Here is a 22,658-nt window from a genome sequence, read left to right as displayed (position 1 = left end):
GACACCATCAGACGATTTCATCCAACTGCAAAGACATTGGACCTTCCCGTTTGCTGGGTTTATACCAAGCCCTCTCCCCGTCCACGCGGCATCAGACAGTTAGACAAAGAAACGCAGTTCCATGGTCGACATTGCCACCCGAGTCCACAATCACAAATGGAAGATCGACCCGATTGTCCGGTCGCTGATCGACACGGATTTTTACAAGCTTCTCATGTGCCAGTCCGTGTTCCGCAACAAGCCGGACACCATCGTCCGCTTTTCGCTGATCAACCGCTCCACCAAGATCCGCCTGGCCGAAATGGTCGATGAGGGGGAGTTGCGCGAGCAGCTGGACCATGTGCGCTCCCTGTCCCTGACCCGGGGCGAAAGCACCTGGATGCGCGGCAACATGTTTTACGGCAAGCGCCAGATGTTCCGCTCCGATTTCATGGAATGGTTCGAGAACCTGACCCTGCCGCCCTATCAGCTGGACAAGCGGGACGGTCAGTATGAGCTGACCTTTGAAGGCTCCTGGCCAGAGGTGATGCTTTGGGAAATCCCGGCTCTGGCGATCCTGATGGAGCTGCGGTCCCGGGCCGTGCTCAATTCCATGAAAAAGTTTGAGCTGCAGGTGCTCTATGCCCGGGCCATGACCAAGCTGTGGGAGAAGATCGAGAGGCTGCAGAGCCTCAGCACCCTCAAGATTGCCGATTTCGGCACGCGGCGGCGCCATTCCTACCTGTGGCAGGACTGGTGTGTGCAGGCCATGATGGAGGGGCTGGGCAGCAAATTCAGCGGCACCTCCAATTGCCACATCGCCATGCAGCGCGATCTGGAGGCCGTCGGCACCAATGCCCATGAGTTGCCCATGATCTATTCGGCCCTGGCCGAAACGGACGAGGCGCTGGCAGAAGCGCCCTATGACGTTTTGCGCGACTGGCATGAAGAACATGACGGCAATCTGCGCATCATCCTGCCGGACACCTATGGCACCAAGGGGTTTTTGGACCGGGCACCGGACTGGCTCGCCAAATGGACCGGCATCCGCATTGATTCCGGCGATCCGGCCACGGCGGCCGAAATTGCCATTGACTGGTGGCAGGCGCGCGGTGAGAACCCAAAAGACAAGCTCGTGATCTTTTCCGACGGGCTGGACACCCAGACGATCATCGATCTGCACGGGCAGTTTTCCGGCCGGGTGCGCACCTCGTTCGGCTGGGGCACCTTGTTGACCAATGATTTCCGCGGCCTGACTCCCGGCGACACGCTGGCCCCGTTTTCACTGGTGTGCAAAGCGGTTTCGGCCAATGGCAATCCGACCGTAAAACTCAGCGACAATCCCAACAAGGCCATGGGGCCGGACAGCGAGATTGCCCGCTACAAACGGGTGTTTGAGGTGGGTGAGCAGGAAAGACGGGACATCGTCGTCTAGCGGTCAGACGCTCCGTCCACCCCCAAAAATCGCGCCCTTTGCAGCCCCTATGCGGCCTGTTCTGGAGACATTCGGCTCCAGTCTCCCTTGCCCAATATAGTATACCCCTCTATACTATATAAAGAGGAAAGACCCCATGTCCCACGTCATCCGCGAGAAAACCCGGCTTTTGGCCCGCATACGCCGTATCAAAGGCCAGATCGAGGGCGTTGAACGCGCTTTGGAAGGCGAGGCTGCTTGCGGCGAGGTGATGCGCCAGCTTGCCTCCGTGCGCGGCGCAGTGACGGGCCTGACCCGGGAGGTCGTGGAGGACCACCTGCGCGCCCATGTTCTTGGCGCGCCGAGCGAAGCGGACCGGGAAAAAGGTGTTGAGGAAATTCTGGAGATCCTCGGCACCTACATGAAATGACCTCATCTGCCCGCGTGAAAGGGTCTGATGTGAGCGAACAAGACGCTTCGGCCGGCCCCCATGAGCATGTTTTTTGGGGCGCAGATCAGGACCGGAATGAACGCAAGGTCTGGCTGGTGATCGCTCTGACCGCCACCATGATGGTAGTCGAGATCACCGCTGGCCATGTCTTTGGATCCATGGCGCTTGTGGCAGATGGCTGGCACATGTCCACCCATGCCGGGGCCATGCTGATTGCGGTTCTGGCCTACCGCTATGCCCGTCTGCATGCGCGCAACCGCAGCTTCAGTTTTGGCACCGGCAAATTTGGCGACCTCGCCGGCTTTGCCAGCGCGGTCAGTCTGGCATTGATCGCACTGCTCATCGGCTGGGAAAGCCTGATGCGCCTGGTCGCCCCGGTTCCGATCAGCTTTGATCAGGCGATCCTGGTTGCGAGCATCGGCCTGATCGTCAATCTGGCCAGTGCCTGGCTCCTGCGGGATGATCACCATCACCATCATGCACATGGCCACGGCCATGGCCATCACCACGGGCATGGGCATGAACACGGGCACGGGCACGGGCACGACAAAAAGCATGCCCCTGCCCACGCGCAGGACAACAACCTGCGGGCCGCCTATCTGCATGTTCTGGCGGATGCCCTGACCTCCGTGCTGGCCATTGCCGCCCTGCTGATGGGCCGGGCCTATGGCTGGACCTGGGCCGACCCGGTCATGGGCGTTGTCGGGGCTCTGGTCATCTCCCGCTGGTCTTGGGGACTGGTGCGGGACACGGGCGGTGTGTTGCTGGACCGGGTGCCGGACGCCCATCTGGAAGACAAGATCCGCACCACAATCGGAACCGGCAGCACCAAGATCACCGATCTGCATGTCTGGCGCGTGGGCCCGGGCCATTGCGCTGCCATCGTGTCTCTGGTGACGCAGGAGCCGCTGGCGCCAAGCGTTTACAAACAGCGCCTTTCAAAGATCCCGGAGCTGTCCCACGTGACCGTGGAAGTCCATGCCAAAGCATGTTGACACGGAACATCTGACCGGCCTTGGCATCAACCGGCCTGACGGCGGGCAGCGGCTTCCCTCCCCTGCTCCTGTTGAAGCAGGCGGGCCGTTTCTGTGTCCAGCGCCAGCAGGCGCCCGGGCACAAGGCCACGGACCGAATTGCCAACCAGGATTTCGTCTGCCGTTTCCAGATCTGAGCGGGTCAGATCGGCTTCCCGGGCCAGCCCCCGTTCCAGAAGACCGGCGCGTAACGTTCCGGGCAACAGCCCATGCCGCAGGGCCGGGGTCATCAGCACGCCGTCCTTTTTGACAAAAAGCGTCATATAGCTGCCCTCGGTCAGAAAGCCAGCTTCATTTTCAAACAGCACTTCCTGGCAGCCGGTCACAGCCTGATAGCGCTGGCGCGCCTCGTCATAAAAGGCCCGGTGGGTGGTCTTGTGGAACAGGAAGCGGTTGGACGACATGGTCTTTTCCCGCGCCAGAACCAGATTGAAGACGCTGTCCCGCTCCACCTTGGCCAATGCCGTTGAGCTGAGAGACACCTCTCCCTCCCGGCCGACCAGAAGACGCACCCGGCGCGGCCCTTTAAAGCCAGCCGCCTCGGCAACAAGTCTGGACCGCACGGCCTCAAGATCCAGCGGAAACCCGAAATAGGCGGCCGAGGACTGCAGCCTCTGCATATGCCGCTCCAGAAGCAGATACCCGTCCAGCGGGTCATAGGCCAGCGTCTCCAGAAGCTCGAAGCCGGGCACCTCCTCGCTCAAGAATTTCAGCTTGAGCGCACATTCGTCATATTCGGGCCCTGCGCCTGAGTCGAAAATCACACCGGAGCCGGCCCCCGCCTCTCCGGAGCCATCTTCCCGCAGCACCAGCGTGCGAATGGCCACATTGAAGCGGAAATCACCGCCAGGCGCCAAAGCGCCGATAGAGCCGGTATAGACCCCGCGTGGGCCGGTCTCCAGATCATGGGCAATCTGCATGGCGCTCAGTTTCGGTGCACCGGTGATCGAGCCGCAGGGGAATAGCTGCTCCACGATCCTGGCAAAGCCGACGTCTTCAGGCACGTCCGCGTCCACGGTCGAAGTCATCTGATGAAGGCTCTGGTAACGCTCGACTGCACACAGGCTGGTCACACGCACGCTGCCGGTCCGGGCAATCCGGGACAGGTCATTGCGCATCAGATCGACAATCATGGTGTTTTCAGACCGCTGCTTCGGGTCGCTGGCCAGCTCCTGCGCGATCCGCGTGTCTTCGGACGAAAAGCGCCCGCGCGGCGCGGTGCCTTTCATGGGCCGGGTGCGCAGCCGCCGTCCCTGGCGCTCTAAAAACAGTTCCGGCGACAGGGAAAGCACGGCCCGGTCGTCCATTTTCAACAAAGCCGCGAATTCCACCGGCTGGCGCCGCATCAGATCCAGAAACAGCCGCTCACAGCTGCCCTGATGCTGAAACCGGGCGCGCAAGGTCAGATTGACCTGATAGATATCGCCCTCGGCCAGGTGTCGGCGCACCCGCTCAAAGGCCCGGCCATAGGTGTCCCGGTCCATATCGAACCGGGGCGGGCTCACGCTGGCGGGCTCCGGCCCGGCGCTGTGCTCCAGCAGCGCTTTGGCTTGCCCGATGCTGAGCTCCCGGGGGGCGTCATAGACACCAAACCATGCCAGGGGTTCCCCGGTGGGCCGGAACCGTCGGCGCAGCTTCTCTTCAAAGGCAAAACCGAGTTCATAGGCCAGATACCCAGCCGCATGGCGCCCCTCCGCCTGCACCTCTTCCAGCCGCCTCAAACAGGCGCGGACGTCTTCCAGGCGGGAACAGGTGATGATCTCCTGCGGAGCCTCAAACAGGCGCGCGGATTTCTGTTTCAAAAGATCCAGAAGCAGGATCGATCCGGGCACAAGCGCGCGGTCAGACATCTTTCGGGCCGGTCCGTCTCAAGAGAACTCGCAAGAGGCGGCTCATGGCATTCCTGAAGCGCAAGGTCAAGCTTTGCCCTTGGCTCAAACGGAAAAGGACCGGCATTGCAACCGGCCCCGTTCACAGTGTTTGAAAATGCTGCCTATGCGGCTGCAACATCGTCCAGGAAAGTGTCGATGGCCTGGCGCATTTCATTGGTTTCGGCTGCCAGCGTCTGAGTTGCTGCCACCATGGAGGACGCTGACTGGCTCGTCTGCTCCACCGATTCCCGTACGCCGTCGATATTCTCCGCCACGTGCCCGGTGCCGTTGGCCGCTTCGGCCACATTGCGCGAGATTTCCTGGGTGGCACTGCCCTGCTGGTCAACCGCCGAAGCGATGGCCGCCGTGTAGCTGTTGACCTCATCCATGGTGGCTGCAATCACGCCAATCGACTCCACGGCCCCCTTGGTTTCCGTCTGGATGGCGGAAATCTGCGCTCCGATTTCTTCCGTTGCCTTCGAGGTCTGGGTCGCCAGTTCCTTCACTTCAGCAGCAACCACCGCAAAGCCCTTACCGGCCTCACCTGCCCGGGCCGCCTCAATCGTGGCATTGAGCGCCAGAAGATTGGTTTGCTCAGCGATTGCCTGAATGAGCGTGACCACTTCGCCGATCCGGTTGGCGGCCTCCGCAAGTCCGGCAACTTTCTGATTGCTGGTCTGGGCGTTTTCCGTTGCCTTGATGACAATGGCCGTTGTGCTTTCAACCTGCCTGGAAATTTCTTCGATAGAAGACGACAGCTCTTCGGCCGCAGTCGCCACCATCTGCACATTTGAAGAGGCGGTTTCGGACGCGGCAGAGACGGAGTTTGCCCGCCCGGACGTTTCCTGCGCGACGTTTCCCAGCTGCTGAGCGGACCCGCGCATTTCCTCAAGCTTTACGCCAACCCCGTTCAGGCGGGCGGAAATTTCCTCATTGAACGTCGCAATCCGCTCACTGACCGTACTTTGTTTCGTCCGCTCCAGCTCCGCATGCTGCGCATTTTCCTCCTGGAAGCGGATGGCTTCGGTCCGGGCCTCTTCCGCCTCGGTCCGGGCCTGATCGGACGCTGCAAACGCTGCTGTCAGGGAGTTTGTCATCCACCACAAAGCCGCTACTTCAGCCACGACAATCACGGCATGAAAGACAACCCTGGCAAAATTGGCCCCATTCGGAAACACAGCCCAGGGCAGCATGAAATTCATCGCAAGATGATGCACCGCAACCACTGTCGCATAGGCCACCAGAGCTCGCCAGTCGACCCAGCTGGCGAGGATTGCCAGGACCGCGAAAAAGTACATATGCCCGTCAAGCTGAAACGAGCGCTCTCCCGCGGGCACCGCCAAGGCGGCGACAAAAAGCGCTACAAGACCCGCTAGGGACATCGCGGTTGCCAGACGGGTTTCAATCCCGGAACCGTATTTGATCCAGGAAACCGTTGCCGCCGCCCCCAGAACAAGGGCACCGCCGATCACCGCAATCTCAGATACATGACCGACCCACACTGCCGTCCCTGCGACCAGAACAACATTGAACCAGGTGAAATAGATCACCATTTTGGCGAACCGGTTCCGGAATTGATCCATCCCCGAAACGTTGGCTTCCGCATTCATCACAAAGATCTCTCCAAAGTCACACCGGACCACCCCGCACATGCTCGCGCAACCGCAGCTGAGGCAACAAATCCGGCTCCAGCCTCATAAAGACGCTCAACAAACTCCTGGCCCGGCGACTGGGTAACCGCAATCCATGAACCGTCTTGAACGAAAACAATTCCCCCTTCGGCCTGCGCGATGACTTCAAAAGATGGCTTCCCCCAAGGGAATGCAACGACCGCAACCGGACCGGCGTCTCCCGGAATCAGCTCCGCCAGGAGCATCAGACAGCAGCATCCGATAAAATAAACTGCTGTGAAGATCTTCGCGGAACTTGTCATCTCCCGTGCCCTTAACACGCATTGCTTGCTTGAGAGCATTGCCTGTGACTTTTAATAAAGGCTGAACAGTTTCAAAAATTACTATAGGAAACTTTCATATTTCAGCTACGGAATCGACACAATTTCTCGGGATCTTGTTGAAAAAGCTCCCCTATTCCCGTGCCGCCCTCAGCCAGAAAATCGCATGAAGACCGCACGCTCCTGACAGGTCAGGAGCCGGGAGACGCGCAATTTTAAAGGACACAACTGCCTAGGCCGTGTGGACGGATTTGATCAAGATGAAGGCGGCTGCGATTGCGACGAAGGAGCGGAAGTTTCTGGCGGTTTTTCGCAGCGCAGGGCGACCCGTTTGAAGCGTTTGAGCTTGCCCATCATTTGGTCGATGCGCGCGCGGCCCCGATAGAGTGCTTTGGCGAAGTGCCTGGGAATGTCGCGCCGGTTTGATTTGTACGGGATGACCGGGACAGCCCCGGTCTTTCGCGCAGCCTTTCGATTGGCGTTGCTGTCATAGCCCTTGTCGGCAACGATGGCCCGGTGCTTGATCTCGGGGCCGGTTTCCATGAGATCGGTAAACTGCTTGCTCCACCGGTCAGTTCAAAGCCAAGCGGCAGGCCGTTCCGATCCGTTTTCAGATGGATCTTGGTGCCGAACCCGCCGCGCGAACGCCCGAGCACTTGACCTTTCTGCCCCCTTTGGCGCCTGCCGCTGAAACATGGGCGCGAATAACGGTGCTGTCGAACATGGCAATCAGATGCGCCCCTTCATCAAGTCCGGCCAGAATGGAAAAATAGTCCTCAAACACACGTGCCTTGCCAAGGCGGTCGAAGCGTTTCCAGACGCTGTTCCAGTTGCCGAACCGCTCGGGCAAAGCGCGCCAGGAGATGTTGTGAAGCGTGAAATAATGTAGAGCCTCGAGAAACAGACCGTCATTCTTTGCCTTCGCGCCAACCCGTGGCAAGCAGGCCCGGAAAACCTCCAGGGCCAGTTCGAAGTCCCGTTCGCTCATCTTGGTACACATCGCCGACCTCCAAATCACGTCGGCAACCTATGAATCACTTTGAAATCAAATCCGGAGTCCCAAAATTTATACCTGTGTCAATTCGTCCACACCGCCTAATGACGCAGAGCGGGCGGAGAATATGCGTTCGTCGAAGGCTCGCAGCGACTTTGTTACGCTCAGTCTGCTTGTTCTTTTACAAACTTGTCGTTGCTGAGATTATTGAGTTTTTCGACTTCTGTGTCTGAAAGGCATACCACTGGGATAAATTGCTCATTTGGGAGGTGCCAAAGCGTCCTGTTGCCACGGTCAAAAAGCTTCTTTTCAGACAATGCCAATAAGCCTGACGGAGTCCCTGTCTGGTAAAATGTCTCAATGAGATTTACGTTTCCGATAGAAGCCAACTCAATGCTTATTGTCCCTTCTCCTGGGAAATCGTCAGGCAAGCGGATGCTCACGACATCGGGCGAAAGCTCTTGGCCGAAGAGCCTGAAAACGGCTTTTATCTGTTCAAAGAGATAATCGACATCCGCTTCGCTGCTCTCGATGCCAAAGGTATAGCCCTGATCCAGGAACGTTATGTTTTCAAACGCACAATTGTGTTGCTCAGCGTATAGTGCCAATCCAACCATGAGAAAGAAGAGGTCGAGTGGTTCGGGATATCCTTGGGCCTCAAGGATTGTCAGTAGTTTTCCTTTATCAACATCAGTCTTGGAGAGGATTTTTAGTTCCTGAAGAGCAACTAAGAGTTCTTCCATCCGATCAAGCGAATAAGCGGATAGCGGCTGTTCCTGAGCGACCGCAGGTTTGTCAATAGTCGGATGTGCCGCGGAACTTGGTTTGTCTTTTTTAAGAGCGCGCCAGTCACTGAGCGCGTTGTGTATACTGAAACCGACACCCAGTAGGCCCGCCAAAGTGATTAGGACAGGCCCAAACTGCCACTCATTTTGAAATACAAAGGGGAGAACAACAGCAATGAAAGTGCATGCGAGGATCACCCATGCAATTATTGACACGTACGAAAAAAAAATTGAAAACGCCCTTAGAAACACAAAGAACCTCCAGCTAAAGCCTACCAATGAACGGCACTCCTAACGGATGCACGCTGCGGAAATGTACGGCATCACGTTGAATAAAATGAGATTAATTTTTCACGTTTTGTCATGAAGGCCGTTTTGAAGAAGGTATTTTCCTCGGTGGTCAGATTGGGCCGTGTGCACGGATTTGATAAAGATGAAGGCGGCTGCGATTGCGACGATGGAGCGGAAGTTTCTGGCGGTTTTCTCGCAGCGCAGGGCGACCCGTTTGAAGCGTTTGAGCTTGCTCATGACTTGTTCGATGCGCGCGCGGCCCCGGTAGAGCGCTTTGGCGAAGTGCCTGGGAATGTCGCGCCGGTTTGATTTGTACGGGATGACCGGGACAGCCCCAGCCTTTCGCGCAGCCTCTCGATTGGCGTTGCTGTCACAGGCTTCGCCACCGGTCAGTTCAAAGCCAAGCGGCAAGCCGTTCCGATCCGTTTTCAGATGGATCTTGGTACCGACCCCGCCGCGCGAATGCCCGAGCGCTTGACCTTCCTGCCCCCTTTGGCGCCTGCCGCTGAAACATGGGAGCGAATAACAGTGCTGTCGAACATGGCAATCAGATGCGCCCCTTCATCAAGTCCGGCCAGAATGGAAAAATAGTCCTTAAACACACCTGCCTTGCCAAGGCGGTCGAAGCGCTTCCAGACGCTGTTCCAGGTGCCGAACCGCTCCGGCAAAGCGCGCCAGGAGATGTTGTGAAGCGTGAAATAATGTAGCGCCTCGAGAAACAGACGGTCATTCTTTGCCTTCGCGCCAACCCGTGGCAAGCAGGCCCGGAAAACCTCCAGGGCCAGTTCGAGATCCCGTTCTGTCATCTTGCTGCACATCGCCGACCTCCAAATCACGTCGGCAACCTATGAATCACGTTGAAATCAAATCCGGAATCTCAAAACTTATACCTGTGTCGATTCGTCCACACGGCCTAGAGGCCGCCTGGGCAGGCAACCCCCGTACCGCCAATCCCGCAATAGCCCGCCGGGTTCTTGGCCAGATATTGCTGGTGATAGTCTTCGGCAAAATAGAACGTGTCGAGCAGGCGCAGCTCCGTGGTGATGGAGGCGGCAACGCCGGCCGCTTTCAAGGCCTGCTGATAGGCCGCCCGGGACGCTTCTGCTGCGGCCAGATCTTCTTCTGCCGCCACATAGATCGCGGACCGGTACTGGGTGCCGGTGTCATTGCCCTGGCGCATGCCCTGGGTCGGGTCATGGTTTTCCCAGAACGTTTTGAGCAGCGTGCCGAAGCTGATACCCGCCGGATCATAGGCCACAAGCACGGCCTCCGTGTGGCCCGTGCGCCCTGAGCAGGTCTCATGGTAGGTAGGATTGGCCGTATGCCCACCCGCATAGCCCACTGCAGTCACATAAACTCCCGGCAGCTGCCAGAAAAGGCGCTCCGCCCCCCAGAAACAGCCCATCCCGAAGAGAACAGTCTTTACACCGTCCGGATAGGGACCCGTGAGCGGACAGCCTGAGACAAAATGAGGCTCTGAGGGCAGGATCGCCTGCGACCGGCCCGGCAAAGCCTCGTCCGGGCTTGGCAGGGAAAATTTCTTTGTCAGCATGGTCATGAAGGACATGGCGCGTCTCCCGAACAGATCCCGGGCGCAGCAAACGCGGCGCTGGGGCAAGGAAGGCCAACCAGGGCTGGCCGCATCTGATCAGGAATGTGGCGCAGGCGCGGCAATTTTCCAAGGGGCGTTCGAACCGGAAGGTCCCTCTTTGCGCTCAAGGGCCAGCATCACTGCCATCGGGCAGCGGGCTTTATAGCGGAGGTCAGGCAAAAAGCGGTTCGGGACGCTGATGCCGTGCGCCCAGCCAAAGGCAAATAAGGCCAAACGGAGCCAGAACCGCCCAGACTGGACAGGTCAGAAGGGTCTGCACAACCGGATCCCAGACCACAGGCGGAACGCTCTTCTCAAGCATCTCCAGAAGACCCGGGATCGTTGCAGGAAACAGAGAGTTTAAAAACGGCCCAACGGCCTGAAAACTGACTTTAGATTGCGCGATTGATATGCTTGCATCCGAAATACCAGAAACAACGGCAGTCGCGACAAGAATAAGTCCAACCATACGAAATATAAATTTTAGCAAAACAATCATTTTATCTCCCAACTCGCCTCTTAATACGCTAAGTTATTAAAGATAATTCCACGTCTACGCACCGAATAATCCTCTGAAGGCGCGCCATGATTCCTTAGAGTAATAACGGAAAATCCTTGTTCAATAATTGATATGCAACACACATTCGTGACTTTTTCGAGACGCATCGTCAATTTTACCAATTTCCGTAAACTGACGCCGCCCGACCTGCAGCAAAAAGCGGAGCGCAGCCCCCGGTGCCAACAGGGCTTCTCAGCGCATGATCCACAGATCAAAAAAAACTCGTTCAGGTGCTTGCACTTGTCCTCTGGCTGAGTATATTGCGCGGCACTCAAGCGGGCCCCCCCGCAGGGTATGGACAGGTGGCCGAGTGGCTGAAGGCGCACGCCTGGAACGCGTGTATACGGGCAACCGTATCGAGGGTTCGAATCCCTCTCTGTCCGCCATATTTGCGTCTGCGGTAGCGCTCAACCCGAAAAAGGCGAATTGGGTTGTGCGAAGACCCATTGGACGCCATCTTCAGGCCGTTTCTACAAACATTCTGATGCAACTGGCCCGGTAAAACCAACCTTACCAAATAAGACCCTCTTCGACCGAGACATGAGCGCGTTCTGCAAAGCGCATGTTACAGGGCCGTATGGGATATCGTCCAGGGCGCGCGACAGGGCGCAACGCTCTCATGTCGTGGCCTTTGGTGGCTTTTTCAGGCCTGCCACGCTGTGTCACACCGCTTACCCGGCCAACAAGGCCAGCCTGCTCGCCTTTCCTTGGCGGCGAAGCTGAAAAACCAGCCAATAGGGTCTTGTTTGGTGAGGTTGATATTAGGCCAAATCTGACCAGATTGCGAAGAGCACTAGAGTGTGGCTAGCAAGCTTATGTTTCTATTATGGTTTTCGAAACTGAAATATGCTCCGGTGCGCGCTGCATAAAAGAGGCGTATTTTAATTCAACCACACTAGGTCAAAGCGGCTTGAAGCCGAATACCGGCATATGCCTGGGGCTCGACACGGCCAGCACCGCATTCCCTCTTCTTCCCGGTCTTCATGGTCTTTGGCAACATCTGCATCTGTTTTTTGGGCATTTGCTTTAATTTTTTGCAATTTCCGGATCTGGCGCAGAAGGGGCTCCGGCAAAGATTGACTCTTTGGTCAAAAATGATTGTCCTAGTCCTCAAAAACCAGAGGACACATTATGTCAAATGCGCTTTCGACACATTTCACCGGCCTTGAATTCGTCAATCCATTCGTTCTGGCTTCTGCGCCGCCTACGGAAAGCAAACGCAAAATTCTGAGGGCCTTTGAGGCTGGATGGGGAGGTGTTGTCACCAAGACGATTGGCTTGCACCCGGTTGAAAACGTCGCAGGACCCAAGACGATCTTTCAGCGTTCCAGCGAAGCCAAACCTTACGTTTCGCGCACAAAACGGCCAGACACGGTGGCCCATTCCTCTTGGAACTGGGAGCTGATTTCCGATCAGCCGCTTGATTTGTGGCTTCCTGATCTGGAGGAGATCAAGAGCACCTATCCCGACCGCATGCTCATTGCCTCCATCATGGCCGGGGCGGGCGGTGAAGACGAAATGAACAATTGGCGCAAGCTGGCAACCGCTTGCGTGACCGCCGGGTGTGACGCGCTGGAGCTGAACCTGTCCTGCCCGCATATGGACCGCAAAGACATGGGCGCGCATATTGCCAATGATGAAGACATCATCCGCTCGATCCTCAAGGCTGTCACCGGCGTGGTCAGCGTTCCGGTGTGGGTGAAACTCACGCCCTCAACCTCCTCTCTGGTGGAGGCCGCCGGGGTCGCCTATGAATCGGGCGCCGCCTCCATATCGCTGTGCAATACGTTTCCGTCTTTGCCCCTGATGGACCCTGAAACCATGAAATTCGAGGTCGAGGTCGACGGTCTCGTCACTTCCGGAGGCCTGGGAGGCGCGGCTATTCTGCCGCAAGCCCTGCAACGTGTGTCGGACATATCACGGGCGCATCCGGACAAGGCGATTTCCGGCATTGGTGGCATCCGGGGGTTTCGCGAGGCCTTCAATTTTATTGTCCACGGGGCGGGGAACCTGCAGGTCTGCACGGCCGCTATGGAAGAAAAAGGCAGCGGCGGGATTGGCGTCAAGCTCATCCAGGAACTGACAGAGGATTTGCGCGATTACCTGCAGCGCAAAGGCCTGTCGTCAATTGAAGAGTTCCGCGGGATCGCACGCGAACGCATTGTTGAGCATTCCCAGATCCGCCGGAAGAGCGAGGCCTATAATGGCGGCTACCGGACCGCGTCCTAAGATCGCCCCGGGCCATGGATCCAAAATCCGCGAGCGCCGGAGCTGCTGACTGCGCAGCAAGAGGCGCCCGCTCAGCGTCTCTCCAGCCGCAGGCAAAGGCCCGCCACCAGCGCCATGTCCCACGCGCCGCAGGGGATCAACTCTCCGGTTTTGGTGCCCCGCGTTCCCTCTGCCCAGAATGTTGCCAAACATCTGACGAAGTCCGTTGCCTGCCGGCAGCGGACTTCCGGAAAATCCGCTTTAACGTCAGCGGGAGGCGCAGCTGCAGCGGGGTCAATGACACGGATGGCGGCATGGCAACCAGCTGCCGCCCGCGCCACCCCACCCTGCGCAATCGGCGATCTGGGATTGTGTATTGCGAGGTTCCGGTCGCATGATTTTCCGCACGCCAGTCACCAGCTTTCGATTTGAGGGATGGGCGCAGCCTCTTCCCCTAACTCTGCCCCAATCGGCCGCTAGGTTTGCGTTCTCAAAAGACTGTCAAAGACCCAAACCACACACCCCTCTCAGGCGCAGGCTCAGATACGCAGATCATGCACGCCCTTCCCAAAACATCCCGCTGCCCCGGCTGTGGCGCCACACTTGATGTCATGGAAGGGCCAGTTCATGCCTATATGACCGCGTCACCGGCCTGTTTCGATCTCTTCAACAAGGTTCTGGCCATTGAGTACAGCGCCCCTCAATTTGCGGCCGCCCACCGCATGACGGTGGACACCTATGCGGTTCAGCATCCCGGCACGGAGAAGAGCCGACGGCAAATCCAGTCGGTGGGGCTGCATCTGGCGCGGCTTCATGTCCAGCTGACAACACCCTTGCCGCCGCAGAAAACCAACGAGGTCATGCTTGGCTTTTCCAGACATAAGGCCAGCCTGATCTTTCTGGAGCCGCCAAGCCGTTTTTCCATGTGCATCGCCGATGTGGCGCCCTTTGCCGGAAGCCCGGATCATAGCACCAAGATCCGGGACTGGGCGGCGGCCACCTGGTCCGATTGGGCGGACCACCACACCTACATTGAAGACTGGGTCAACAGCCACACCAGCGATAGGCTGGCCCGGCAGCGATAGCGGCGCTTGCCCCAAGCCCCCCACGCCGGACAGAGCTCTATTGCCGGGCAAGCAGTCAACAATGCAACAGGCACCGGAGCGGCCGGATCTGCCCCACGCTTGCGCGGAGCACAGCTTGATGCCCAGGACGGAGACGCTAGACTGCAGAGGCTGGCCCACCGGCCCACCTCACACACGAAGGACCCGTCATGCTCACGGTTTGGGGCCGCAAGACCTCGTCGAATGTTCAGGCGCTGATGTGGTGCATCGGCGAGCTGGACCTGCCCTGTCAGCGCCATGACATCGGCCACCGCTTTGGCGGGACCGAGACGGACGCGTTTTTTGCGCTCAACCCGAACCGGACAGTGCCGGTGCTTCAGGACGGCACCAACCCGCCTCTTTGGGAGACCGGTGCCATTTTGCGCTATCTCGCCAGCAGATACAGCCAGGGCCCGTTCTGGCCGGAGGAACTTATTGCCAGAACCGAGGTGGACCGGTGGGCGGAATGGTCGAAACTGAATGTCGCCCTTGCCTTTACCGCGCCGGTATTCTGGCGGGTGGTGCGCACACCGTGCGCCAGCCGGGAGCCGGAGAAAATCCAGGCTGCCGTCCGCGCCCTGGAGGCCAAGTTCAAGATCGCCGAGGACCGGCTCCAGTCACAGGCTTTTCTTGTCGGAGACGGGTTGACCCTCGCCGACATCCAATTCGCCCATGTGCTCTACCGCTACTATGATATCAGCATCGACAGAGCGCCCCTGCCCGCGCTTGAAGCCTATTATGAGAGACTGACCCGCCGCCCGGCCTACCGGCAGCATGTCATGGTGTCTTATGAGGATTTGCGGGCAGAGTAACAGCAAAAGGCAGCGCTTTACGCCTCCCGCGCCGGACCCAGTGTCTTGCGCATGCTGATGGATGTTGGCAACTCGACGCTGTCCGGCCGCCCGCCCCCAAGCGCCGTCAGCAGCGCCTGGGCTGCATATTGGCCCATGCGGCGGTGGGGCACATGGACGGTGGTCAGGGGAACCGGGGCAACACTGGCCAATTCAATATCGTCAAAGCCGGTCAGGGAGACCTCCTCCGGCACTTTCAGACCCATGGCTCCAGCCGCCCGCAAAGCACCAACAGCCAGAACGTCATTGCCACACATAACCGCCGTTGGCCGGACCGGGGCGGACATGAGGGTGCGGAAGGCCCTGTCCCCGTTTTCAATCGAATAGTCAGCTTCCACGAGCTGAAGACCGTCCGGGTCAAGGCCCATTTCCATCAAGGCCACGCGGATCCCCTCCACCCGGGCCCTCGCCCGGTCATTGTCGGCCGTCGGCGCTGAAATGCAGCCGATGTGCCGGTGCCCTTCCGCCAGCACCCGCTGCGCCAGGGCGTGCATCGCCGACTTGTTGTTGAATCCCACGGACAGGTTGCTGGAGTCCGGATCGGACACCCAGGTCAGAACCACCGGAATGTTGCGCTTTTCCAGATAGGTATAGATCTGAGGGTCCCGCTGATATCCGATCAGAAGCAGAGCATCCGCTCCGCGCACGGTTAGGGTCCGGATCTGCTCTTCTTCCAGCTCCGGCCGGTAAGAGGAACTGGCCACCAGCAAGGTGCAGCCGTTCTTGTGCAACTCCTCCTGAAAGGCCTGCAGGCCCCGGGCAAAGATAGCGTTTTCCATGGTCGGAATGATCGCACCGATGGTGTTGGTGCGGCCGGCAGCAAGAGCCCGGGCGCTGTAATTGGGCGAATATCCGAGCCGGTCAACAGCATCCATCACCGTCTTCAAGGTCTTTTTCGTGACCCTGTCAGGCAGGTTCAGACATCTTGAAACAGTGGCCGTTGAAACACCTGCCGCATTGGCAACATCGGCCAATGTGGGCACGCCGCTGATCTTGTGTTTGGGTTCATTTGCCATAAGTCCGGCGTACCGCTGCTCCCCTTTTCTTATCGTCCCTGATCCTGCCTTACAGATCTTTTCAGACTGCGGGAACCGTTTTTCCGCTTGCAATGCATAATGTAAGCGCTTACATTTTTCAATGCCGGGGAAATTGATCGTTGGGAGGTGATCATGTTTTTGGCTCTGGCGGTGCTTTTCTTCGCCGTCTTCGTGATCAACGTTTCGGTCGGTTCTTTTGGCGGAATGCCGTTTTTCGGAAATGCCGGTGAGATGCTTTGTTTGTTGGCCGTGTCGGTTGCGTTCACGGCGGCAATCCTGAGGAAGGAAGCGGACAAAAAAGCCGGCAAATAACCGGTCAGAACCGGATTTTGGGAGGAGACTATGAAGAAAACTGAAGACCTCGCCTCGTGCGAGCGCCGGACCTTTTTAAAACTGGCCGGGGCCGGAAGCTTTACCGCTGCCCTTGTGGCAGGTGCGGCCGGCACGCTCTGGTCCGAGCAGGCTGCAGCCCAGACCGCGCAGGAGGAGCGCGCACGGGAACAGGCCGCCGACCACATCATGACGCTGGCCACCGCCTATGTGCTGGGCGCTTCGCGCAGCTACCCGATCATGCAGCTGGACCTGAAGGAAAACATCCAGAATGCCACCAATGGCAAAGTCTATGTGCGCCTGGCCCCCGGCGGTCAGCTTGGCGCTGGCGGGGCTCTCGCCCAGGCGGTCCAGGGCGGCACCATTCAGGCCGCCCAGCACTCACTGTCGAATTTCGCCCCCTTTGCATCCGCAGTTGACCTGATCAACATGCCGTATTTTTGCGGCTCCAATCAGCGTTTCACCAATCTTGTCACCTCAAAGGCCTGGAAAGAGGAGGTTCATCCCAAGATCGAAGCCTCCGGTTTCAAGGCGCTGTTTTATGTTGTGATCGACCCGCGCGTGGTCGCCGTGCGCAAGGGCGGCAACAAGGTCCTTACGCCGGCGGATCTGGATGGCGTCAAATTCCGCGTTCCCGGTTCGGCCATGCTGCAGCAATATTACCGCATGGTCGGTGCCAACCCGACCCCGGTCGCCTGGGGCGAGACCCCGTCCGCCATCAAGCAGGGGGTTGCCGATGCGCTCGACCCCTCCGTCGGCGCGCTCTATGTCTTCGGGTTCAAGGACATCCTGAGCCATGTCACCTTCACCCAGGCGGTGCCGGACAGTCAGGTCTATTCCATGAATCTGGAATGGTTCAATTCCTTGCCCTCCGACGTTCAGGAAGGCATTGAATTTGCCGGTGACATCACCGCACAGCAAAACCTTGCCAAGGTCCCCGCCGCCCGCTCCTACGCCATGTCGGAACTGGTTAAATCGGGGGTGGAGTTCCACTCCCTGACCCAGGACCAGCTGGCCGAATGGCAAGCCGCCGGGGGCTACCAGCGCGAGGAATGGGATCCGTTCAAGGTTGAACTGGCCGGATCCATGGAGGCCTTTGCGCGGCTCGAAGAAGCCGCCGCCTCCCAGAGCCGCTACTACGTGCACGACGCCTGAGCCCCAAAAAGACCACAACGGACCGGCGCTGACACAGCGCCGGTCCGGACCCGCCCGACGTTTTCCATTCCGCAAGACCGCCGCATCAGACCCTGTCTGATGAGACCGGTGAAGGAGTGCCTATGCCGACTGTTCTCAAAGCCGTCGACCGCAACGGTGAACGCTGGCTGCTGCTGGTGTTCTACGTGATGCTCGTCCTGACCATGTTTGTCGAAGTGATCCGGCGCGAGGTCTTCGCCTATTCCTCGATCTGGGGGGAAGAAATCGTCCGCTACTCCTTCATTTATCTGGTCTGGATCGGCGCTGCCGCCGCCGTGAAGGAACGCGGCCACATCCGCATTGACGTGATCATGCAATATGCCGGACCGCGCTTCAAAGCCCTGCTCTATATCTTCGGCGACCTGGTGATGGCCGCCGTGGCGGTGATTGCTCTCTACTGGTCTTTCGAAACGGTTCTGGTCTCCGCCAAATTCGGGTCCGTCACCCATGGCCTGCGCATCAGCCAGGTCTGGTTCCTGATGGCCGTGCCGTTCGGCTTCGCCCTGGTCCTGTTCCGCCTGGTCCAGTCCTTCCTGCGTGATCTGCGCGACCTTCGTGACGGGCGCCCCGTCTATGAAGGCGACAAACTGTTCGACTGAGGGAGGTCGCGATGCTCTGGCAACATCTTCAGCAACAGACCGTCGAACTGGGATGGTCCTTTTACGGCCCGGTTCTCATTTTTGTCGTCCTGGTCGCCCTTGCGGTGCCGGTCTGGGCCGCCATCGGCGCCGCCTCGATCGCCATGCTGGTGATCTCCGGTGCCCTGCCGCTTTCCCTGGTGGGCGAAAGCCTGTTTCACGGCATCGACCATTTTGCCCTGACAGCGGTGCCCCTCTTCATCCTGACCGGCGACGTTCTGGTGCGCACCGGGCTCAGCCGCAAGTTTCTTGACGTGGCCGAGGCCTTGACCTGTTGGGCAAAGGGCGGGTTCGGCTCGGCCACCGTTCTGGTCTGCGGCATGTTTTCCGCCATTTCCGGATCCGATGCAGCCGGGGCCGCAGCCGTAGGGCGCATGACCATCGAGCGGCTGGTGGACAGCGGCTACCCGCGCCCCTATGCCTGTGCCCTGGTGGCCGCAGGCGCCTGTACCGGCATCCTGATCCCGCCCTCCATCGCCTATATCATCATCGGTCTGGTGCTGGGCATCTCCGCCTCCACGCTGTTTCTGGCCGCCGTGGTCCCAGGCCTGGCCATTCTGGTCTCCATCCTGGTCACTAACATCGTCATGAACCGGATCTACGCCTATGAGAGCGGCGGGCTGATGACCTTCGGGGAATGGGCCAGCAATCTCGGCAAGGCGCTGAAATCGGGCTGGTATGCCTTCATCGTTCCCGGCGTGATTTTCTATGGCATCTTCTCTGGCCGCCTGACCCCTACGGAAGCCGGTGCGGTTGCGGTGATGATTACCATTGCGATGGGCTTCCTGCTCGGCACGCTGAAACTGTCGGACTTTCCGGCCATGCTGGTCAGCTCGGCAAAGGTCAATGGCGTGATCGTGCCGATCATCGCCTTTTCCCTGCCCCTTGCCCAGGCACTGGCGATCCTCGGCGTGCCCCAGGGATTTGTCTATGCCGTGACCTCGCTCACCAATGAACCGGCCCTTTTGATCCTGCTGATGATCGTCATCCTGATTGCGGCCGGCTGCGTGATGGAGACCACACCCAACATCGTGATCCTGGCACCGATCCTGAAACCGCTGGCCGACAATATCGGCATGAACGAGATCCAGTTCTGCATCATGATGATCACCGCCCTCGGGGTTGGGTTCATCACGCCGCCCCTTGGCCTCAACCTCTTCGTGGTGTCTGGCCTGACCGGGGAATCGATCCTGAAGATCGCGGCCCGTGCCATCCCCTTCGTCTTCTTCATGCTGCTCGTGACCCTGCTGATCGCCTATGTCCCGGCGATCTCCACCACGCTTCTTCCCGATATTTACAAGTAGGACCCGCCATGACTGTCGACTATCTGAAAAAAGCGGTGCGCACTTCCAAGACAGACGCCTCTGAAACCACCCGGATCGTGCAGGAAATCCTGGATACGATCGAAGCGGGCGGTGATGCGGCCGCCCTCGACTATGCCGCACGCTTTGACAAATATGACGGCGCAATCCTGCTGGACGAAGCCGCGATTGAGGCCGCAACGGCAAAAGTGCCGGATAAGCTGAAGCGGGATATCGAATTTGCCCATGCCAATGTGAAGCGCTTTGCCGAAGCCCAGAAGCAGACCTGTGTGGATGTGGAGGTGGAAGTGGTGCCCGGCCTGACCGCCGGCCAGAAGAGCATCCCCGTGGAGACTGCCGGGTGCTACATTCCCGGCGGGCGCTACAGCCATATTGCCAGCGCCATCATGACCGTGACCACCGCCAAGGTGGCGGGCTGTGCGAACATCATTGCCTGTTCGCCGCCGCGCCCGGGCATCGGCATCAATCCCGCCATCATCTATGCGGCCAAGGTCTGCGGCGCTGACAAAATTCTGGCCATGGGCGGGGTCCAGGGCGTGGCCGCCATGACCTTCGGCCTGTTCGGCCTGCCGAAAGCCAATATTCTGGTCGGCCCGGGCAACCAGTTTGTGGCCGAGGCCAAACGCATCCTGTTCGGCCGGGTCGGCATCGACATGATTGCCGGGCCGACCGACAGCCTGATCCTGGCCGACAGTTCGGCGGATCCGGAGGTGGTGGCCTCCGACCTCGTCGGCCAGGCCGAACATGGCTACAATTCTCCGGTCTGGCTGGTGACCGACACACGCTCTCTGGCCGAAGCGGTGATGGCCAGGGTGCCGAAGCTGATCGACGATCTGCCCGAGGTGAACCGGGACAATGCGGCGGCCGCCTGGCGCGACTATGCGGAGGTGATCCTGTGCAGCAGCCGGGACGAAATGGCGGCAACCTCCGACGCCTATGCGCCCGAACACCTGACCGTGCAGGCCCGGGACCTTGACTGGTGGCTGGAGCGGCTGGCCTGCTACGGCTCGCTGTTTCTGGGCGAAGAGACAACGGTCGCCTTTGGCGACAAGGCCTCCGGCCCGAACCATGTGCTGCCCACCTCCGGCGCAGCCACTTATACCGGCGGCCTGTCGGTCCACAAATACATGAAGATCGTCACCTGGCAGCGGGCGACCCGAGAGGGGGCAAAACCGGTGGCGGAAGCCACGGCCCGGATTTCCCGCCTGGAAGGCATGGAGGGCCACGCCCGCACTGCCGATATCCGGCTCAAGAAGTACTTCCCCGATGAAACATTTGACCTGAACGCCGAGGCCGGGATCTAAAGGATGAGCGGCCTCTTTGACATTTCCGGCAAGGTAGCCTGCGTCACCGGCGCCAATTCGGGACTTGGGCGCCGCGCGGCGACCGTACTGGCCTCTGCCGGGGCAAAGGTGGTTGGCGTTGCCCGGCGCGAAGCGGATCTGGAGGACTGGCGCCGGACCGCCGGAGGCGCCACAGCGTCGGTTCCGGCGGACCTCAGCCAACAGGGCAGCCTCGACGAAACAGCCAATCGGATTGCCGCGCCGTTCGGCTCACCTCAGATCCTCGTGCATGCGGCCGGGATTAACACCCGTCAGCCTGCCGATAACGTCACCCGGGACGGCTGGGAGCTGACCCTTGCCCTCAACCTCACGGCGCCCTTCTTTCTCAGCCAGGCCCTTGTCCCGGCCATGCGGGCCACGGGCTGGGGCCGGATCGTGACCTTTGCCTCCCTGCAAAGTTTCCGGGCCTTTCCAGGCGGGATCGCCTATGGCGCGTCCAAGGGCGGGGTCGGGCAGATGACGCGGGCCATGGCCGAGGCCTGGTCGAAGGACGGCATCACCGCCAATGCCATTGGCCCCGGCTTTTTTCCAACGGAACTCACTGCCGCCGTTTTTAAAGATGACGCAAGGGCGCAGCGCAACGCCGCACAGACCTGTGCCGGGCGCAACGGCAGGCTCAGTGACATTGATGGGCCAATTCTCTTTTTATGTTCAGAAGCTTCCGCGTATGTAACAGGGCAGATTCTTATGGTTGACGGAGGTTTCACCGCAAAATGAAAGCACTTGTTTACACCGGCCCGCAAACGCAATCCTATCAGGACACCGCCGATCCGGTGCCTAGCCCCGCAGAATCGCTGATCCAGGTGGCCCAAAGCGGCATTTGCGGCTCGGACATGCATGCCTTTCTAGGCCATGACGAACGCCGCCCGGCGCCACTGATCCTGGGCCATGAAGTCTCGGGCACCGCCCTCTCCGGTGCCTTTTCAGGCCAGCGGGTGACCGTCAATCCGCTCGCCTCCTGCGGCACGTGCGAGTTTTGCCTCTCTGGCCGGGACAATCTGTGTCCGGAGCGCAAAATCATTTCCATGCCCCCACGCGAAGGCGGCTTCGCAGAGTTTGTCACTGCCGCAGATGGCAATCTGGTGGCCGTTCCGGACCATGTCAGTGACGAACAGGCCGCCCTTACCGAGCCGCTGGCCTGCGGCTGGCATGCGGTGCGGCTCGCCATCAAGGCCCTGTTCAAGGGACCGGCGGACGCAAAAGCCCTTGTCATCGGCGGCGGCACCATCGGCCTTGGCGCAGCCTTGTGCCTGAGGGCGCAAGGGGTCAGCCAGATCCGCATTGTCGAACCCCATGAGACCCGCGCCCGCTACCTGAGGACCCGGTGTTCCCAGGAGGTGCTGACGCCTCAGGAGAGCGAGGCCAGCGGGCTCTATGATCTGGTGATCGATGCGGTCGGGTTTGAGACGACCCGTGCAGCCGCCTCCGCCCGGATAAAACCGGGTGGCGTTATCGCCCATATCGGACTGGGCTCGGCGGAAGGCGGGCTCGATATCCGGCGCATGACCCTTCAGGAAATCACGTTCATCGGCACCTATACCTATACGGCCCAGGACTTCCGCGACACTGCCAGAGCCATGTTCGAGGGTCACCTCGGCCCGCTCGACTGGGTGGAGGTTCGGCCGCTTTCCGAGGGGCTGAAAGCCTTTACCGACCTGCGGGACGGCAAGGTCGCCATTCCCAAGATCCTTTTGAAACCCAATCCATAAGGA

The 22,658-nt window shown here is 59.4% G+C and carries 22 protein-coding genes, 1 tRNA gene and 1 pseudogene; 14 read left to right on the top strand and 10 right to left on the bottom strand.

Annotation, left to right across the window (positions count from 1 at the left end; all coding sequences use genetic code 11):
• Positions 1–121 precede the first annotated feature (121 nt).
• The 3 genes from pncB to dmeF all read left to right on the top strand — a co-directional run bounded on the left by pncB (position 122) and on the right by dmeF (position 2,839).
• Complete coding sequence (gene pncB / locus ACXAIC_RS09780; protein ID WP_475176803.1) at positions 122–1,414, top strand: nicotinate phosphoribosyltransferase; 1,293 nt, start codon at positions 122–124, stop codon at positions 1,412–1,414.
• Between the two features lie 136 nt (positions 1,415–1,550).
• Positions 1,551–1,823: a metal/formaldehyde-sensitive transcriptional repressor gene (locus ACXAIC_RS09775; RefSeq protein WP_475176797.1), complete on the top strand. Its 273-nt coding sequence runs from the start codon at positions 1,551–1,553 to the stop codon at positions 1,821–1,823.
• Positions 1,824–1,852: 29 nt separating this feature from the next.
• Complete coding sequence (gene dmeF, locus ACXAIC_RS09770; RefSeq protein ID WP_475176793.1) at positions 1,853–2,839, top strand: CDF family Co(II)/Ni(II) efflux transporter DmeF; 987 nt, start codon at positions 1,853–1,855, stop codon at positions 2,837–2,839.
• Between the two features lie 26 nt (positions 2,840–2,865).
• Here the strand turns inward: dmeF and pabB are convergent, their stop codons facing one another.
• From pabB to ACXAIC_RS09725, 9 genes and pseudogenes are all read right to left on the bottom strand, one after another.
• A complete protein-coding gene (pabB, locus tag ACXAIC_RS09765) occupies positions 2,866–4,728 on the bottom strand; it encodes an aminodeoxychorismate synthase component I (protein WP_475176788.1) in 1,863 nt (620 codons plus the stop codon).
• 143 nt (positions 4,729–4,871) lie between these two features.
• Positions 4,872–6,359: a methyl-accepting chemotaxis protein gene (locus ACXAIC_RS09760; RefSeq protein WP_475176785.1), complete on the bottom strand. Its 1,488-nt coding sequence runs from the start codon at positions 6,357–6,359 to the stop codon at positions 4,872–4,874.
• Positions 6,360–6,955: 596 nt separating this feature from the next.
• Positions 6,956–7,252 (bottom strand): annotated as a pseudogene (locus ACXAIC_RS09755) (transposase); the annotation flags it as partial.
• Positions 7,253–7,310: 58 nt separating this feature from the next.
• Complete coding sequence (locus tag ACXAIC_RS09750; RefSeq protein WP_475176782.1) at positions 7,311–7,700, bottom strand: transposase; 390 nt, start codon at positions 7,698–7,700, stop codon at positions 7,311–7,313.
• A gap of 158 nt (positions 7,701–7,858) precedes the next feature.
• Entirely contained in the window at positions 7,859–8,758 is a 900-nt protein-coding gene (locus tag ACXAIC_RS09745) for a hypothetical protein (protein WP_475176779.1), read from the bottom strand.
• A 72-nt stretch (positions 8,759–8,830) separates the two neighbouring features.
• Positions 8,831–9,181, bottom strand: a complete 351-nt coding sequence (locus tag ACXAIC_RS09740; protein WP_475176776.1) for a transposase — start codon at positions 9,179–9,181, stop codon at positions 8,831–8,833.
• A gap of 17 nt (positions 9,182–9,198) precedes the next feature.
• A complete protein-coding gene (locus ACXAIC_RS09735; RefSeq protein ID WP_475176773.1) occupies positions 9,199–9,588 on the bottom strand; it encodes a transposase in 390 nt (129 codons plus the stop codon).
• 95 nt (positions 9,589–9,683) lie between these two features.
• Positions 9,684–10,337, bottom strand: coding sequence for a peptide-methionine (S)-S-oxide reductase MsrA (gene msrA / locus ACXAIC_RS09730; protein ID WP_475176767.1), 654 nt, complete (start codon positions 10,335–10,337; stop codon positions 9,684–9,686).
• A 196-nt stretch (positions 10,338–10,533) separates the two neighbouring features.
• The gene (locus ACXAIC_RS09725) at positions 10,534–10,860 is read right to left on the bottom strand and encodes a hypothetical protein (RefSeq protein WP_475176764.1); all 327 of its coding nucleotides are present in this window, start codon (positions 10,858–10,860) and stop codon (positions 10,534–10,536) included.
• A 356-nt stretch (positions 10,861–11,216) separates the two neighbouring features.
• Between ACXAIC_RS09725 and ACXAIC_RS09720 the strand changes: the two genes are divergently transcribed.
• The 4 genes from ACXAIC_RS09720 (at position 11,217) to ACXAIC_RS09705 (ending at position 15,043) form a co-directional block, all read left to right on the top strand.
• A tRNA-Ser gene (locus ACXAIC_RS09720) sits at positions 11,217–11,306 on the top strand.
• Positions 11,307–12,051: 745 nt separating this feature from the next.
• Positions 12,052–13,149, top strand: a complete 1,098-nt coding sequence (locus ACXAIC_RS09715) for a tRNA-dihydrouridine synthase (protein ID WP_475176760.1) — start codon at positions 12,052–12,054, stop codon at positions 13,147–13,149.
• A 533-nt stretch (positions 13,150–13,682) separates the two neighbouring features.
• A complete protein-coding gene (locus ACXAIC_RS09710; RefSeq protein WP_475176753.1) occupies positions 13,683–14,213 on the top strand; it encodes a DUF5946 family protein in 531 nt (176 codons plus the stop codon).
• Between the two features lie 188 nt (positions 14,214–14,401).
• Positions 14,402–15,043, top strand: a complete 642-nt coding sequence (locus ACXAIC_RS09705) for a glutathione S-transferase family protein (RefSeq protein ID WP_475176749.1) — start codon at positions 14,402–14,404, stop codon at positions 15,041–15,043.
• A 17-nt stretch (positions 15,044–15,060) separates the two neighbouring features.
• On the opposite strand, the gene ACXAIC_RS09700 is transcribed toward ACXAIC_RS09705, so the two are convergent.
• A complete protein-coding gene (locus ACXAIC_RS09700) occupies positions 15,061–16,098 on the bottom strand; it encodes a LacI family DNA-binding transcriptional regulator (RefSeq protein WP_475176746.1) in 1,038 nt (345 codons plus the stop codon).
• Positions 16,099–16,251: 153 nt separating this feature from the next.
• Between ACXAIC_RS09700 and ACXAIC_RS09695 the strand changes: the two genes are divergently transcribed.
• The 7 genes from ACXAIC_RS09695 (at position 16,252) to ACXAIC_RS09665 (ending at position 22,655) form a co-directional block, all read left to right on the top strand.
• Positions 16,252–16,431, top strand: a complete 180-nt coding sequence (locus ACXAIC_RS09695) for a hypothetical protein (RefSeq protein WP_475176742.1) — start codon at positions 16,252–16,254, stop codon at positions 16,429–16,431.
• A gap of 30 nt (positions 16,432–16,461) precedes the next feature.
• Positions 16,462–17,604, top strand: a complete 1,143-nt coding sequence (locus tag ACXAIC_RS09690; protein ID WP_475176736.1) for a TRAP transporter substrate-binding protein — start codon at positions 16,462–16,464, stop codon at positions 17,602–17,604.
• A gap of 122 nt (positions 17,605–17,726) precedes the next feature.
• Positions 17,727–18,242: a TRAP transporter small permease gene (locus ACXAIC_RS09685; RefSeq protein WP_475176732.1), complete on the top strand. Its 516-nt coding sequence runs from the start codon at positions 17,727–17,729 to the stop codon at positions 18,240–18,242.
• Positions 18,243–18,253: 11 nt separating this feature from the next.
• The gene (locus ACXAIC_RS09680) at positions 18,254–19,585 is read left to right on the top strand and encodes a TRAP transporter large permease (protein ID WP_475176729.1); all 1,332 of its coding nucleotides are present in this window, start codon (positions 18,254–18,256) and stop codon (positions 19,583–19,585) included.
• Positions 19,586–19,593: 8 nt separating this feature from the next.
• Positions 19,594–20,907 (top strand): histidinol dehydrogenase, encoded by a 1,314-nt coding sequence (gene hisD, locus ACXAIC_RS09675; RefSeq protein WP_475176724.1) that lies wholly within the window; start codon positions 19,594–19,596, stop codon positions 20,905–20,907.
• Between the two features lie 3 nt (positions 20,908–20,910).
• Positions 20,911–21,663, top strand: a complete 753-nt coding sequence (locus ACXAIC_RS09670) for an SDR family NAD(P)-dependent oxidoreductase (protein ID WP_475176721.1) — start codon at positions 20,911–20,913, stop codon at positions 21,661–21,663.
• Entirely contained in the window at positions 21,660–22,655 is a 996-nt protein-coding gene (locus tag ACXAIC_RS09665; RefSeq protein WP_475176716.1) for a zinc-dependent alcohol dehydrogenase, read from the top strand. The genes ACXAIC_RS09670 and ACXAIC_RS09665 overlap by 4 nt, the downstream gene beginning before the upstream one ends.
• Positions 22,656–22,658 lie beyond the last annotated feature (3 nt).

This window comes from Roseibium sp. AWQ4_254, from assembly GCF_056161025.1.
The sequence above is the reverse complement of the archived record's forward strand: the minus strand, read 5'-3'. Positions and strand labels throughout refer to the sequence as shown.

Coding starts and splice junctions, on each gene's coding strand:
- pncB (WP_475176803.1), top strand. CDS start 122: ATGGTCGACATTGCCACCCGAGTCCACAATCACAAATGGAAGATCGAC.
- ACXAIC_RS09775 (WP_475176797.1), top strand. CDS start 1,551: ATGTCCCACGTCATCCGCGAGAAAACCCGGCTTTTGGCCCGCATACGC.
- pabB (WP_475176788.1), bottom strand. CDS start 4,728: ATGTCTGACCGCGCGCTTGTGCCCGGATCGATCCTGCTTCTGGATCTT.
- ACXAIC_RS09760 (WP_475176785.1), bottom strand. CDS start 6,359: ATGAATGCGGAAGCCAACGTTTCGGGGATGGATCAATTCCGGAACCGG.
- ACXAIC_RS09750 (WP_475176782.1), bottom strand. CDS start 7,700: ATGTGTACCAAGATGAGCGAACGGGACTTCGAACTGGCCCTGGAGGTT.
- ACXAIC_RS09735 (WP_475176773.1), bottom strand. CDS start 9,588: ATGTGCAGCAAGATGACAGAACGGGATCTCGAACTGGCCCTGGAGGTT.
- msrA (WP_475176767.1), bottom strand. CDS start 10,337: ATGTCCTTCATGACCATGCTGACAAAGAAATTTTCCCTGCCAAGCCCG.
- ACXAIC_RS09725 (WP_475176764.1), bottom strand. CDS start 10,860: ATGATTGTTTTGCTAAAATTTATATTTCGTATGGTTGGACTTATTCTT.
- ACXAIC_RS09715 (WP_475176760.1), top strand. CDS start 12,052: ATGTCAAATGCGCTTTCGACACATTTCACCGGCCTTGAATTCGTCAAT.
- ACXAIC_RS09710 (WP_475176753.1), top strand. CDS start 13,683: ATGCACGCCCTTCCCAAAACATCCCGCTGCCCCGGCTGTGGCGCCACA.
- ACXAIC_RS09705 (WP_475176749.1), top strand. CDS start 14,402: ATGCTCACGGTTTGGGGCCGCAAGACCTCGTCGAATGTTCAGGCGCTG.
- ACXAIC_RS09700 (WP_475176746.1), bottom strand. CDS start 16,098: ATGGCAAATGAACCCAAACACAAGATCAGCGGCGTGCCCACATTGGCC.
- ACXAIC_RS09695 (WP_475176742.1), top strand. CDS start 16,252: ATGTTTTTGGCTCTGGCGGTGCTTTTCTTCGCCGTCTTCGTGATCAAC.
- ACXAIC_RS09690 (WP_475176736.1), top strand. CDS start 16,462: ATGAAGAAAACTGAAGACCTCGCCTCGTGCGAGCGCCGGACCTTTTTA.
- ACXAIC_RS09685 (WP_475176732.1), top strand. CDS start 17,727: ATGCCGACTGTTCTCAAAGCCGTCGACCGCAACGGTGAACGCTGGCTG.
- ACXAIC_RS09680 (WP_475176729.1), top strand. CDS start 18,254: ATGCTCTGGCAACATCTTCAGCAACAGACCGTCGAACTGGGATGGTCC.
- hisD (WP_475176724.1), top strand. CDS start 19,594: ATGACTGTCGACTATCTGAAAAAAGCGGTGCGCACTTCCAAGACAGAC.
- ACXAIC_RS09670 (WP_475176721.1), top strand. CDS start 20,911: ATGAGCGGCCTCTTTGACATTTCCGGCAAGGTAGCCTGCGTCACCGGC.
- ACXAIC_RS09665 (WP_475176716.1), top strand. CDS start 21,660: ATGAAAGCACTTGTTTACACCGGCCCGCAAACGCAATCCTATCAGGAC.